The organism is Pseudomonas sp. UBA2684 (genome assembly GCA_002354655.1).
GTDB lineage: Bacteria > Pseudomonadota > Gammaproteobacteria > Pseudomonadales > Pseudomonadaceae > Aquipseudomonas.
Genome location: DELY01000050.1, coordinates 373,086 through 385,786 on the forward strand (window position 1 = coordinate 373,086; position 12,701 = coordinate 385,786).

A 12,701-nucleotide genomic window follows, 5' to 3' on the forward strand; every position below is an offset into this window, starting at 1 on the left:
GCCGACTTCAGGCGACATGTGGCATGTAGCTGTGCCAGGTGTCTGGGATCTGCTCCAGGCGTGGGTAATTCAAGGCGTCCAATTGCAGGTGCGAAAGCAGGAACGGCGTGTGCCGCAAGTGCTGCGGCACGCCGCGCAGCTCCGGTAGCCAGAGGCTGACGTAGGTGGCGTCCGGGTCGTATTCGCGGGCTTGGCGCAGCACGTTGAACACCCGGTTGCGCCGTGGGTCGTTGCCGACGCCGGCCAGGTAGGCCCAGTTGCCCCAGTTACTGGCCGGGTCATAGTCGATCAAGTGCTCTTCGAACCAGGCGGCGCCGAAGCGCCAATCCTGTTGCAGGTCGTTGATCAGGTAACTGGCGACGATTTGCCGACCGCGGTTGGACATGAACCCGGTGGCGGCCAGCTCGCGCATATTGGCATCCACCAGCGGCATGCCGGTGCGGCCCTTGCACCATTCGTCGTAGCGTTGATCGAGTTGCTGCGAGGCGCCGCTGGTGGCTTTCAAACCGCCGGCCTTGAACAACGCGCTGCCGTGGCGCACCAAGGTCCAGCGGAAGAAGTCGCGCCAAAGTAGCTCGATCCACAACCAATAGGTCGAATCATTGCGCCCGTACTGCGCCTCATGGCGCCGCAGCTCGGCCATCGTGCGGCGCGCCGACAGGCAGCCATTGGCCAGCCAGGGCGAGAATTTCGAGGAGTATTCACTGCCGATCAGGCCGTTGCGCGTGTCCTTGTACTGGCGCACCGCCTGGCTGTTCCACAGGTAATCGCGCAGGCGCGCCTGGGCGGCCGCCTCGCCACCGGAAAAGGGGAAGGCGCTGGCGGCGACGCTGAGCGGCTCGCCCAGGCCCAGCTGGGACAAACTCGGCAATCCTTGCAAGAGTGCCTCGGCGCCGTCCGGCAAGGCTGGCAGGGCGCTCGGCGCGGGGCGCGGTTGAAACACCTGCAAGCGTTCCTCGACCAGGTTTCTGAACTGGGTGAAGACCTGTGGCAGTTGCTCCAGCGGGCAAGGCAACTCGTCGGCGCGCAGCAGGCTGTTGCCCGGCGCCTGGTGCAGCGGCACGCTACCGAGCCGGCGCCGTACGCGGGCGACTTGGGCGCGTTCTTCCGGGGCGATTTCCTCCAGGGTCAGCACCTGTTGCAGGTCAAGCTGCTCGACCAGTTGTGGAATCACCTGTTCGGGCGCACCTTGCACCACCAGCAGGTGCGAGCCGCGTTGGCGCAAGGCACCGTCCAGGGCGGCGAGGCTCTCCAGGAGAAAACGCGCGCGGTGTACACCGAGTCGGCGGGTGCCGAATTCGACGATCTGCAATTGCGCCGGGTCGAGGACGTACAGCGGCAGCAGTCGCTCGGCGCTCAGCCCCGCCTGTAGCGCCGGGTGATCGTCGAGACGCAGGTCCTGCTTGAACCAAAGCAGCGTACGCATGGGGTGATCCTCGAAAGCCGGGCAATGGGTATACGAAAAACCAGCGGCTGGATAAGTTCACTGCACGTGAACGCTGCCCATCATCGTTCGCCCACAGACTAGCGCCTTGCATAACACTAGACTGTGGCGAGCTGTCTAGGGTCTGTTGCCGTTTCATTCGCGGTCGCGCCGGAGCCTGTTTTAGCGCGAGGCAAGGCACGAGACGCGAAGTTTGGTGTTCCAAATGAGTGTCGAGAAACGCAGCATCGCGCTAAAACAGGCCCGGCCCTTCGGGTTGCGCGCAAAATCTCGCCATGCGGTGTTGGAGGACTTGGCAAGGGAGCGACCATTACCTGCGTCCTCCGCCTAGCCTGGCGAGATTTTGCGCGGCAACGCGCCTCGCGATGAAACGGCAACAGACCCTAGGAGTGTTACATGGACATCTTCGGCATCGCCGTGTTGATCTTTCTGGTTACCGATCCGTTCGGCAACATCGCCATCTATATCGCCGCGTTGAAAAACGTCACGCCCAAGCGCCGGCTGTGGGTCGCGGGGCGCGAACTGCTGTTCGCCCTGGCCTTGCTGCTGCTGTTCCTTACCTTTGGTGACAAAGTGCTCAGCGCGTTGGGCCTGTCGCGCGAGGCAACCGCGATTGCCGGCGGTATCATCCTGTTCGTGATTGCCATGCGCCTGATCTTCCCCAGCCCGCAGGGCCTGCTCGGCGATGTGCCGGACGGTGAGCCGATGCTGGTGCCGCTGGCCACGCCGGCGGTGGCCGGGCCCTCGGCTCTGGCCGTGCTGATGACCCTGCGCAATACCCATGAAGGGCCACTCTGGGAGCTGTATCTGGCGGTGATTCTGGCGTGGGCGGCCACGGCATTTATCTTGTTGCAGGCCTCGTTCCTGCAACGTTTCCTCGGCCCCCGCGGGCTGACCGCAGTGGAGCGATTGATGGGCATGCTGTTGATCATGCTCAGCGTCGACATGCTGCTGGATAACCTACAAAGCGTGTTGCATATCCGCCCATGAAATCTGTTTGCCTTGCCCTCCTCGTCGCCCTGTTGGCCGGCTGTGCCAGCGCCCCCCGAATCGACAGCGCGTACACCGCAACCGGCCAGAACAGCCGGGTGCAGTACATCATCCTGCACTACACCTCGACCGACCTGGGGCACTCGTTGCGCCTGCTCACCGAGGAAGAAGTCAGCAGCCATTACCTGATCGGCGACAGCCCGGCGACCATCTACCGCCTGGTCGATGAAAACCGCCGTGCCTGGCACGCCGGCGACAGCCAATGGCAGGGTCGCACCTGGCTGAACGGCACCTCGATCGGCATCGAACTGGTCAACCAGGGCTATCTCGACGGCCCCGGCGGGCGCCACTGGCAGCCCTACTCCGAGGCGCAGATCGAGGCGTTGATCGTGCTCCTCAAGGACATCGTGCAGCGCCACCAGTTGGCCCCTGGCAGCATCCTTGCGCACAGCGACGTGGCGCCGCAGCGCAAGGTCGATCCAGGCCCGCTGTTTCCCTGGAAACGCCTGGCCGATGCCGGCCTGGTGCCCTGGCCGGACGCCCAGGCGGTGGCGCGGCAGCAGGCGCTGTTTGCCGCCAGCCTGCCGAGTGTGGCCTGGTTCCAGGCGCAACTGGCGCGCCAGGGTTACCTGATCGAGCAGCATGGCGAACTGGATCAGGCCACGCGCAACGTCATTGCCGCTTTCCAGATGAAATACCGCCCGGCCAGGCATGACGGTCAGCCAGACGCCGAGACCGCGGCGCGCCTGTTGGTGCTCAACACCCCGTCACTCTAGGGCTGTAGGTCGTGCGTGGCCGGCAAGCGCCGCCCCCGCGTAACCTCGCGCGGTGGCGCAGGTTGCGCCGCGCCACCGCCTACCGCGTCGGCGGTTAACCGCGCCTGCGCCACTCATCGTTATGCCTGAGCCGGCCTGCCCGGCGCCCTGCCCGCCACACCTGTATGCCCGGATGCCCGCCGCGTGACCGCAGCGGCGGGTTTTGTGCTGCCCGACCACCGGCCAAAAAATTGAATACAAAAATGTGGCCAAACGGTCAGGAAATTGTCTACATTTGGCGCAACAAGAACAACATCAGGTACTCCGTCATGACCGCACCCGTTACTTCAGTCACGCCCGATGTCCGTCCCGAGGACGAAAACCTCGGTGTCGGCGCCAACCTCGCCTATGGTTTGCAGCATGTGCTGACCATGTACGGCGGCATCGTTGCCGTCCCGCTGATCGTTGGCCAGGCGGCGGGTTTGTCGCCGGCGGACATCGGCCTGCTGATCGCCGCTTCGCTGTTTGCCGGTGGCTTGGCGACCCTGCTGCAAACCCTCGGCCTGCCGTTCTTCGGTTGCCAGCTGCCGCTGGTTCAGGGCGTGTCGTTCGCCGGCGTGGCGACCATGATCGCGATCCTCGGCAGTGACGGCGCGGGAGGTCTCCCGGTGGTATTCGGCGCGGTGATTGCCGCCTCGCTGATCGGTTTGTTGATCACCCCGGTGTTCTCGCGGATCACCAAATTCTTCCCGCCGCTGGTGAACGGCATCGTCATCACCATTATCGGCCTGACCCTGATGCCGGTCGCCGCGCGTTGGGCGATGGGCGGCAATAGCCACGCCGAGGATTTCGGCAGCATGGCCAATATCGGCCTGGCCGCGCTGACCCTGGTCACCGTGCTGCTGCTGAGCAAGCTCGGCAGCGCCAGCATCTCGCGGCTGTCGATCCTGCTGGCCATGGTCATCGGCACCCTGGTCGCCGTGGCGCTGGGCATGGCGGATTTCTCCAAGGTCGCCGAGGGGCCGCTGCTGGCGTTCCCCTCGCCGTTCCATTTCGGCATGCCGACCTTCCACGTCGCGGCGATCATCTCGATGCTGATCGTGATCATCGTCACCCTGGTGGAAACCTCGGCGGACATCCTCGCGGTCGGTGACATCATCGAGACCAAGGTCGATTCCAAGCGCCTGGGCAACGGCCTGCGCGCCGACATGATCTCCAGCATGTTCGCGCCGGTCTTTGGCTCGTTCACCCAGAGCGCGTTCGCCCAGAACGTCGGCCTGGTCGCGGTGACCGGGGTGAAGAGCCGCTATGTGGTGGCCAGCGCGGGGTTGATTCTGGTGACCCTCGGCCTGCTGCCGGTCATGGGCCGCCTGGTTGCCGCGGTGCCCACCTCGGTGCTCGGCGGCGCGGGCGTGGTGCTGTTCGGCACCGTGGCGGCGAGCGGGATTCGCACCCTGTCCAAGGTCGACTACCGCAACAACATGAACCTGATCATCGTCGCCACCTCGATCGGCTTCGGCATGATTCCGATCGCTGCGCCGAGCTTCTATCACCACTTCCCGGCCTGGTTCGAGACCATCTTCCACTCGGGCATCAGCTCGGCGGCGATCATGGCGATCCTGCTGAACCTGGTGTTCAACCACGTCAAGACCGGCAACTCGGACCAGCAGTCGGTGTTCGTCGCCGGCAGCGAACGCACCTTGCGTTACCAGGACATCGCCGCATTGACCGATGGCGACTACTTCAAGGGCGGCAAGCTGTTCGACGCCCAGGGCAAAGAGGTGCCGCTGGTGGAGAGTGCCCCCGCGCCGCGTGCAGGCAGCGAGAAAGCGCCTGCGCCGAGCGCCGTCGCCGCCGACAGCGCCTGATCCGCCGAGCCGCCGGCGTGCGGTATCGCCAGGCTGCCGCCTAGAGCGGCAAGTCCAGGTAGAACTGCGCGCCATGCCCTGGTCGTGAGTGCACGCCGATGCGCCCGCCATGCAGCTGTGCAATCTCCTTGCACAGCGCCAGGCCCAGACCGGCGCCGCCTTTCTTGCGGCCGACCTGCACGAAGGGCTCGAACACCCGCGCTTGCTGGCTGTAGGGGATGCCTTCGCCGCTATCCTCGACACTGAGAATCACCCGCTCGCCCTGGCGCCGTGCTTGCAAACGAATCTGCCCTTGCGGGCGACTGTGGCGCAGGGCGTTGCCGAGCAGGTTGTCGAGCACCCGTTCGATTTGCAGGCGATCCAGCGCAAGCGGTGGCAGCGCATCGTGCACCTCGACGCTCAGGGTAATCTCGCGTTCGCTGGCCTGGGCGGCGAACCGCTGCTGCGCCTGGTGCAGCAGCTCGTCCAGGTCGCACGGCAGCAGTTCGAGCTTTTGCAGGCCATTCTGGTAGCGCGAGAAATTCAGCAGGTCGTTAATCAGCCGCACCAGCCGGTGCATTTCCTCGTCGACGGTTTGCAGCAGGTCGCTCTCGCGCGCCTCCGCAGGGAAGTGCAAGCGTTCCTGCAACAAGCCGAAGGCCATGTGCATGCCGGTGACCGGGGTGCGCAACTCGTGCGAGGCGCGCAACACGAACTCGCTGCGCACGCGCTCGAAGGCGCGCTGCTCGGTGACGTCATGCAGCACCATCACGGCGCCGTGAATGCGTTCGTCGCTGAGGCTGACCGGCGTCAGGCTGTAAGTCAGCAGGCGGGTTTCGCCTTCGGCCTCCACTTCCAGGTCTTCCAGGGCGTGTGGCAGGCTGTCGCCTTGCATCACCAGTTGCAGCTGCTCGTCGAGTTCCGGGCGGCGCAGGGCCTGGCCGATGCTTATGCCAAGCGGGCGGTCGTACCAGCCGAGCTGGCGCTGGGCCACCGGGTTGAAGTGATCGAGCACGCCACTGCGGTCGAAAATCAGCAAGCCGTCATCGATGCTGTCGAGCACCGCCTGCAAGCGCCGTTGCTCGGCGAGCAAGGCCTCGACATCGCTGTTCTTGAATTGCCGCAGGGATTCGGCCATCAAGCCAAAGCGTCGGCTCAGGGCGGACAGCTCGGCCACCGGGGAAATCGGCAGGCTGACCTGGAAATCGCCCTTGCCGATCTGATCGGCGGCCAAGGCCAGGGCTTCGATCGGCCGGCCAAAGCGTTGGGCGATGCTGTGCGCGGTGACGAAACCGAGCAACAGCACTGCCAGGCCGATCAGGCCCAGCAACCCGGCAATCAGGCGGGCACGTTCGCGTGAGCTTTCTTCGGCGCTTTGCACCGCGGCGAAATAACGCATCTGCACGGCGTTGATGCGGTCGCGCAGGGCTTCCATGGTGCGGCCGAAGTCATCGTTGTTGAGCAGCTCGCGGCGCACCGTCAGCGGTTTGTCGAGGAGGTTGTCGTAGAGCGCATAGGCGCGGCTGATTTCGTTCACGGCCTGGCGGTCGCTGTCATCCATGGCACCTGCGCCGGCCTTGCCGAGCCAGTCGTGAAAGCGCTGATCGGAGACTTTCAGGGCTTGGCTGTCGAGCTTTGCCGCGAGCAGATGGATCAGTTGCTTGTCCAGCTCCTGGCGCAGGCCGATGGTGGCGTCGATGATGCTCAGGTTGCGGGTCATCGCCTGGCTTTGCGCCTTGGTCAGTTGCAACACGCTGAACATCCCCAGCAGCAGGCCGAGCAGCGCCACGGTAATCAGGGCGCTGCTGTTGAGGAACAGCTGGCTGCGCAGCTTCATAGGTCGAGCTGCTTGCGTTTGCGGTACAAGGTCGAGGCATCGATGCCCAGGGTCTTGGCGGCCTGGTCGAGGGTTTCGCTATTGGCCAGTACCGCACCGATATGGGCTTTCTCCAGCGCTTCCAGGCTCATCGCGCCGCCCACTTGCGGGCCGTTGCCAGCCGGTTGCGCGCCAAGGCCGAGGTGGCTGACGTCGACCCACTCCTGGGGGCAGATGATGCTGGCGCGCTCGATGACGTTACGCAGCTCGCGGATATTGCCTGGCCAGCGATAGTCCAGCAGCGCGGCCCGTGCGTCGTCGCTGAAGCCGCGCGCGGGGCGGGCGTACTCCTTGACGAACTGGGCGAGGAAGCGCTCGGCCAGCAGCAACAGGTCTTCGCTGCGCTCGCGCAAGGGCGGCACGGTCAGGGTGATGACATTCAGGCGGTAGAGCAGGTCTTCGCGAAAGTCGCCTTCCTTGACCCTGTCGTCGAGGTTGCGGTTGGTCGCCGCGAGGATGCGCACGTCGGCCTGACGCGTCACCGGGTCGCCGACCCGCTCGTATTCCTTGTCCTGGATGAAGCGCAGCAACTTGGGTTGCAGGAGCAGCGGGAAGTCGCCGATCTCGTCGAGAAACAGCGTGCCGCCATCCGCCTGATTGACCCGCCCCAGGGTGCTTTCGCTGGCACCGGTAAAGGCCCCACGGCTGTGGCCGAACAGTTCGCTTTCCATCAGCTCGGCGGTCAGCGACGGACAGTTGATGGTGATGCAGGATTTCGGCGCGCGTTTGCTCCAGGCATGGATGGCGTGCGCCAGCTCGCCCTTGCCGGTGCCGGATTCGCCGAGGATCAGGATATTGGCGTCGGTGGCGGCCACCTGCCGCGCGGTTTCCAGAATCGCCATCATCGCCGGGTTGTTCGAGTCGAGGTCTTGCTTGCGTTTGCGCACCTCGCCTTCCAGGGCTTCCAGGCGTGCCGAGAGCTGGCGCACTTCCAGCTGCTTGGCCGCGGCCATGCGCAGTTGCTCCGGGCTGCACGGCTTGACCAGATAATCGGCGGCGCCGGCCTGTATGGCGTCCACGGCGGTGTCTACCGCTGAATGCGCGGTGACAATCACCACGCGCATCCACGGCGCCTGCACGCGCATCTGCGCGAGCACATCGAGGCCGTTGTCTTCGCCGAGGCGCAGATCGAGCAAGCACAGGTCGAATACCTGGCGTTGCAGCAATGCCTCGGCCTGGCGCGCGGTGCTGGCCGTGGCGACCTGGTAGCCCACGTCTTCCAGGCAATAACGAAAGGTCCGCAGGATCGCTGCTTCGTCATCGACCAGCAGGATACGTCCGTTTTGTTGAGCGGCTGCGTGCATGTCCTTGCTCCAGTGGCTAAGTGCAGAGATTAACAGGCCGTTGAAAAACTACTGCGCTCGGCCATGCCGCGTTGAAATCAACCTCGAATGCGAGCCCAGTCAAAATGCTCATGTACAGCTCGTACACTGCGCTTTTTCGTCTGATTTCGCCTGGCTACGCGCCTCGGCCTAGCCTTCGCTCGCTACGTTTTTCAATGGTCTGTTAGTCCAGGAAACTTCGTGCAAGTTGCATGATGGCTATGCGGCGATCTTGCAAGCTGCATGCTCGCGCTCAGGCGCTTAAAATATAACTACTTGATTTTATTGAATTTAATTTGGCTGAAAAAGCTGGCACAGGCCCTGCAACAGCGTATCCAGCAGCTGCCACACGCAGCCCGTCACTGGATTCGATAGGAGTACTGCCATGCATCAGTTGAAAACCCTGGCTTTGGCCACTGCAACCGCCAGCCTGATCGGCCTGACGCCGTTGGCGGCCTACGCCGAGCAAGGCGACCTGAGCAGCCAACTGAGCGAAGCGCGCCAGGAAGGTTCGATCTGGACAGCGTTCGCCCTGAACCGCCACCTCAACCCGTTCAGCATCGATGTGGATGTCGAGAACGGCAGCGCAATCCTTACCGGTAGCGTCGAAACCGAGGTCGAGCGGGAGCTGGCCGAGCAAGTCGCGCTGGGCATCGAAGGCGTGAAAAAGGTCGATAACCAGCTCCAGGTCGATCCCAAGATCGAGCCCAAAGTCAGCAGCGAAGCGAGCCTGGCGCAGCGCTTCGACGATGCCACCCTGGCCGCCACGGTGAAATCCAAGCTGTTGTGGAACAGCAACACCGAAGGCCTGGACATCAAGGTGCGCACCGAGAGTGGCGTGGTCTCGCTGAGCGGTAACGCGCAGACCCCGGCGGCCAAGGAACTGGCCGGTCGCCTGGCGGCCAATACCGACGGAGTGCGTGAAGTGCACAACCTGCTGAGCGTGAGCAGCGCCGACAGCACCGCGGTGCAAGCGCAGAACGCGGCCAACGATGCCGGTGCGGCGATCAGCGATGCGTGGATCACCAGCAAGGTGAAATCCAGCTTTCTCTACAGCCGTAACCTCGACGGCCTGAACATCTCGGTGGCGACCAAGGAAGGCTTGGTCAATCTCAGCGGTACGGTGCTGAGCAATGCCGAGAAGCAACTGGCCATCGAGACCGCCCGCAACATTCGCGGCGTGCGCGGTGTAGATGCCGATGCCTTGCGCATCAATAGCTAAACCCAGCTAACCCGGAGCACGTACCACCGGCCCGCGTCCTGGCCGGTGGCTCTCGCCAAGCGCTGTGCGATGCGGCGCCCATGCCATAGGAGATCCACCATGAGCAGCAAAACAGCCCAACTCAACGAACTGATCGAAATCACCCGTGACGGCCAGCGCTTCTACGAGCATGCCCACGACGAGGTCAAGGATGTGCGTTTGCAGGCACTGTTTCGCGACATGTCACAGGCCAAGACCGAAGTGATCCAGGCGCTGGCGGTGAAAGTCGCCGCCAACCATGAGACGCCGGCAGCCGGTGGCACCTTCGTCGGCAAAGTGCGTCAGGTCTACGCGGACACCCGCGCGACGCTGTCCAGCGACGAAGAAGCGACCTACGTGGCGCAGTTGGAAGAGGCCGAGGATCGCATCCTGCACGCCTTCGAAGACGCCCTGGAAAGCGCTGAGCCGGATGTGCGCACCCTGCTCGCCGTGGAAATGCCCAAGGTGCGTGCCTGCCATGACCGCATGCGCAGCCTCAAGCAGTCGATGCAGTAAGGCGTTTGGCGGAACAGGGATGTTCCGCCGCCCGGCGCGGTCGTGCAAAACGCCCGATAGAAATAAACGGATCGTGCAGGATGCACGCCGTAATGCCGCTGTTTGTTTTTTATCTTATTGATTAGTAACACTTTTTATTATTTTAAAAACTGGCATGCCAGCTGCAATAACCCCGTAAAGCAACCCCCCAATGCACCGCGCCGCGTGTGCAGGGCGGGCAACCCAGATCAGACTGGGAGGAGTTTCAGGATGAGCCGCTGTCACCTTGATCGTCTGTTGAACGGTAACGGCTTACTGGCCCTCAGCGCGCTGCTGCTGGTGCTGCTCGGCACCGCGCTGAGCCGTGAGGCAGTGACACCGGTACGTGTCGTGCCCGCCGCTACGCCGTTGCAGGCCGTCAGCCGCGACAACCTGGCGCCGGTCTGGACCGACGCGCCGCGCCAACCCAACAGGGTGTTCTAGCCATGTACCCGGCGGTTGCGGACGTGGACAACAGGGTGGCCATCTGGACGATTGCCTTGTTGCTGACCGCCCTGCTGTTGCTGCTGAGTGTGCTGCTGGGCAGTGCCGTGATGGTCGGGCAGTCGCTGTGCGCCAGCCCCGTCCCCAGTGCTCTGGAACGGCGCCTGCCGAGCAGCCAAGCGCTGACCGACAACCCCCCGCAGTGGCCGACCCCAGTCGGGCTACGCTGAATTCAAGTGCTCCACCGTACGACCTCAAAAACCAAGGAGAACTGCCATGTTGAGTTGGGCCATAACCTTTCTGATCATCGCCATCGTCGCCGCTGTACTGGGTTTCGGTGGTATCGCCGGCACGGCCACGGGTATCGCGAAGATTCTGTTCGTGGTGTTCCTGGTGATGTTTATCGTGTCCTTCATCATGGGCCGTCGCCCCAAGGGTTGAGGAGTGCTGCATGACGCTACTCAAGACGCTCGCCGCCGCCCTGTTGTTGGGCGGTAGCGCGGCGGCCTTGGCCGCCGACACCAACGCCGAGTTCCGCCTCAACGAGCTGCTGTCCAGCGACCCTGAATACCAGCAAAGCTGGCAGGCCCTGGTCGAAGACGAAAGCCGTCTGCCCGAGTGGGTGATGAACCTGAATGGCGTCGCCCCGCCGATGCGGGCCATCGAGGACGACGGCGACAATTACCTGGTGGGCCAGCTCTGCGAAGCGCACAACTGCTTCAATCAGCGCCTGTACGTGGCCTTCGACTGGGGCAAGGACGACGCCTACGCCCTCTACGTGCAACTGCCCGATGGGTTGCCGGCGGACAAGTCGCCGAGTGCGCATGCCGATATGCGCTGGTTGGGCGAACCGGACGCGGCGATCAAGAAAATTCTCGAAGAACAGCTGAAAAGCGATCCCAACTGGTACTGATTGCTTACCTGCCAGCTTTTTACGGCTAATTGAGTCCGAGGCGCCCAAGCGCCGTTGGCCGCGTTATCATCCCCGCACTGTCGGGGGAGGTGGACGATGCTCAACGGCCTGTGGCTGAGCTTTTTTGTGGTGGCAGCGGTGGCGGGGTTTTCCCGCTGGTTGTTGGCCGATGATCCGGCGGTGTTCGCCGCCATGGTCGAAAGCCTGTTCGCCATGGCCAAGCTGTCGGTCGAAGTCATGGTGCTGCTGTTCGGCACCCTGACCCTCTGGCTCGGCCTGCTGCGCATCGCCGAAAAAGCCGGCTTGGTGGATGCCTTGGCCCGTGTGCTCGGCCCGCTGTTCGCGCGCTTGATGCCGGAGGTGCCGCGCGGGCATCCGGCGCTCGGCCTGATCACCATGAATTTCGCCGCCAACGGCCTGGGCCTGGACAATGCCGCCACGCCCATCGGCCTCAAGGCCGTGCGCGCCCTGCAAACGCTCAACCCGAGCAGCACCACGGCGAGCAATGCGCAGATTCTTTTTCTGGTACTCAACGCCTCGTCGCTGACCCTGCTGCCGGTGACCATCTTCATGTACCGCGCCCAGCAAGGCGCGCCCGACCCGACTCTGGTGTTCCTGCCGATCCTCCTGGCGACCAGCGCTTCGACCCTGGTCGGCCTGCTGTCGGTGGCGCTGATGCAGCGCCTGCGCCTGTGGGACCCGGTGGTGCTGGCCTACCTGATTCCCGGCGCGCTGCTGCTTGGCAGCTTTATGGCGCTGCTGGCGACCATGTCGGCCACGGCGCTGGCGGCACTGTCGTCGCTGATGGGCAACCTGACCCTGTTCGGTATCGTCCTGCTGTTTCTGCTGCTCGGTGCACTGAAGAAAGTCGCGGTGTACGAGGAGTTCATTGAAGGTGCCAAGGAAGGTTTCGACGTGGCCAAGAGCCTGTTGCCCTACTTGGTGGCGATGCTCTGCGCGGTTGGTGTGTTGCGCGCCTCCGGCGCGCTGGAATTCGGCCTCGATGGCATCCGTTGGCTGGTCGAATGGGCGGGCTGGGACACGCGCTTCGTCGAGGCCTTGCCCACCGCGCTGGTCAAGCCGTTCTCCGGCAGCGCGGCGCGCGCCATGCTCATCGAAACCATGCAGACCCAGGGCGTCGACAGCTTTGCGGCGTTGGTCGCCGCGACCATCCAGGGCAGCACGGAAACCACCTTCTATGTGCTGGCGGTGTATTTCGGCGCGGTCGGCATCCAACGCGCCCGCCACGCCGTCGGTTGTGCGCTGCTGGCCGAACTGGCCGGGGTACTGGCGGCGATTGCGGTGTGCTACTGGTTCTTCGGCTAAGCGCAGAGCC

General features: G+C 63.9%; 13 protein-coding genes. 10 read left to right on the forward strand and 3 right to left on the reverse strand.

Annotation, left to right across the window (positions count from 1 at the left end):
• Positions 1–7: 7 nt before the first annotated feature.
• Positions 8–1,426 (reverse strand): DASH family cryptochrome, encoded by a 1,419-nt coding sequence (locus B3M58_RS19470; RefSeq protein ID WP_296221614.1) that lies wholly within the window; start codon positions 1,424–1,426, stop codon positions 8–10.
• 414 nt (positions 1,427–1,840) lie between these two features.
• Between B3M58_RS19470 and B3M58_RS19475 the strand changes: the two genes are divergently transcribed.
• The 3 genes from B3M58_RS19475 (at position 1,841) to B3M58_RS19485 (ending at position 5,057) form a co-directional block, all read left to right on the forward strand.
• Positions 1,841–2,434, forward strand: a complete 594-nt coding sequence (locus tag B3M58_RS19475) for a MarC family protein (RefSeq protein WP_296221615.1) — start codon at positions 1,841–1,843, stop codon at positions 2,432–2,434.
• Positions 2,431–3,210, forward strand: coding sequence for an N-acetylmuramoyl-L-alanine amidase (locus B3M58_RS19480; protein WP_296221616.1), 780 nt, complete (start codon positions 2,431–2,433; stop codon positions 3,208–3,210). Before B3M58_RS19475 ends, B3M58_RS19480 begins: the two co-directional genes overlap by 4 nt.
• 308 nt (positions 3,211–3,518) lie before the next feature.
• Entirely contained in the window at positions 3,519–5,057 is a 1,539-nt protein-coding gene (locus B3M58_RS19485) for a nucleobase:cation symporter-2 family protein (RefSeq protein WP_296221618.1), read from the forward strand.
• A gap of 40 nt (positions 5,058–5,097) precedes the next feature.
• Here the strand turns inward: B3M58_RS19485 and B3M58_RS19490 are convergent, their stop codons facing one another.
• Both B3M58_RS19490 and algB read right to left on the reverse strand, forming a co-directional pair.
• Complete coding sequence (locus B3M58_RS19490; RefSeq protein WP_296221620.1) at positions 5,098–6,873, reverse strand: ATP-binding protein; 1,776 nt, start codon at positions 6,871–6,873, stop codon at positions 5,098–5,100.
• Complete coding sequence (algB, locus tag B3M58_RS19495) at positions 6,870–8,216, reverse strand: sigma-54-dependent response regulator transcription factor AlgB (protein ID WP_296221622.1); 1,347 nt, start codon at positions 8,214–8,216, stop codon at positions 6,870–6,872. Before algB ends, B3M58_RS19490 begins: the two co-directional genes overlap by 4 nt.
• Positions 8,217–8,619: 403 nt before the next feature.
• Between algB and B3M58_RS19500 the strand changes: the two genes are divergently transcribed.
• The 7 genes from B3M58_RS19500 to B3M58_RS19530 all read left to right on the forward strand — a co-directional run bounded on the left by B3M58_RS19500 (position 8,620) and on the right by B3M58_RS19530 (position 12,691).
• A complete protein-coding gene (locus B3M58_RS19500) occupies positions 8,620–9,456 on the forward strand; it encodes a BON domain-containing protein (RefSeq protein WP_296221623.1) in 837 nt (278 codons plus the stop codon).
• Between the two features lie 99 nt (positions 9,457–9,555).
• Positions 9,556–9,990, forward strand: a complete 435-nt coding sequence (locus B3M58_RS19505) for a ferritin-like domain-containing protein (protein WP_296221624.1) — start codon at positions 9,556–9,558, stop codon at positions 9,988–9,990.
• Positions 9,991–10,239: 249 nt separating this feature from the next.
• Complete coding sequence (locus B3M58_RS19510; RefSeq protein ID WP_296221625.1) at positions 10,240–10,452, forward strand: hypothetical protein; 213 nt, start codon at positions 10,240–10,242, stop codon at positions 10,450–10,452.
• Between the two features lie 2 nt (positions 10,453–10,454).
• Positions 10,455–10,682, forward strand: a complete 228-nt coding sequence (locus B3M58_RS19515; protein ID WP_296221627.1) for a hypothetical protein — start codon at positions 10,455–10,457, stop codon at positions 10,680–10,682.
• A 46-nt stretch (positions 10,683–10,728) separates the two neighbouring features.
• Positions 10,729–10,893: a DUF1328 domain-containing protein gene (locus tag B3M58_RS19520; RefSeq protein ID WP_296221629.1), complete on the forward strand. Its 165-nt coding sequence runs from the start codon at positions 10,729–10,731 to the stop codon at positions 10,891–10,893.
• A 10-nt stretch (positions 10,894–10,903) separates the two neighbouring features.
• Positions 10,904–11,365 (forward strand): inhibitor of vertebrate lysozyme family protein, encoded by a 462-nt coding sequence (locus B3M58_RS19525; protein ID WP_296221631.1) that lies wholly within the window; start codon positions 10,904–10,906, stop codon positions 11,363–11,365.
• Between the two features lie 96 nt (positions 11,366–11,461).
• Positions 11,462–12,691 (forward strand): nucleoside recognition domain-containing protein, encoded by a 1,230-nt coding sequence (locus tag B3M58_RS19530; RefSeq protein WP_296221632.1) that lies wholly within the window; start codon positions 11,462–11,464, stop codon positions 12,689–12,691.
• Positions 12,692–12,701: the final 10 nt, after the last annotated feature.

Coding starts and splice junctions, on each gene's coding strand:
- B3M58_RS19470 (WP_296221614.1), bottom strand. CDS start 1,426: ATGCGTACGCTGCTTTGGTTCAAGCAGGACCTGCGTCTCGACGATCAC.
- B3M58_RS19475 (WP_296221615.1), top strand. CDS start 1,841: ATGGACATCTTCGGCATCGCCGTGTTGATCTTTCTGGTTACCGATCCG.
- B3M58_RS19480 (WP_296221616.1), top strand. CDS start 2,431: ATGAAATCTGTTTGCCTTGCCCTCCTCGTCGCCCTGTTGGCCGGCTGT.
- B3M58_RS19485 (WP_296221618.1), top strand. CDS start 3,519: ATGACCGCACCCGTTACTTCAGTCACGCCCGATGTCCGTCCCGAGGAC.
- B3M58_RS19490 (WP_296221620.1), bottom strand. CDS start 6,873: ATGAAGCTGCGCAGCCAGCTGTTCCTCAACAGCAGCGCCCTGATTACC.
- algB (WP_296221622.1), bottom strand. CDS start 8,216: ATGCACGCAGCCGCTCAACAAAACGGACGTATCCTGCTGGTCGATGAC.
- B3M58_RS19500 (WP_296221623.1), top strand. CDS start 8,620: ATGCATCAGTTGAAAACCCTGGCTTTGGCCACTGCAACCGCCAGCCTG.
- B3M58_RS19505 (WP_296221624.1), top strand. CDS start 9,556: ATGAGCAGCAAAACAGCCCAACTCAACGAACTGATCGAAATCACCCGT.
- B3M58_RS19510 (WP_296221625.1), top strand. CDS start 10,240: ATGAGCCGCTGTCACCTTGATCGTCTGTTGAACGGTAACGGCTTACTG.
- B3M58_RS19515 (WP_296221627.1), top strand. CDS start 10,455: ATGTACCCGGCGGTTGCGGACGTGGACAACAGGGTGGCCATCTGGACG.
- B3M58_RS19520 (WP_296221629.1), top strand. CDS start 10,729: ATGTTGAGTTGGGCCATAACCTTTCTGATCATCGCCATCGTCGCCGCT.
- B3M58_RS19525 (WP_296221631.1), top strand. CDS start 10,904: ATGACGCTACTCAAGACGCTCGCCGCCGCCCTGTTGTTGGGCGGTAGC.
- B3M58_RS19530 (WP_296221632.1), top strand. CDS start 11,462: ATGCTCAACGGCCTGTGGCTGAGCTTTTTTGTGGTGGCAGCGGTGGCG.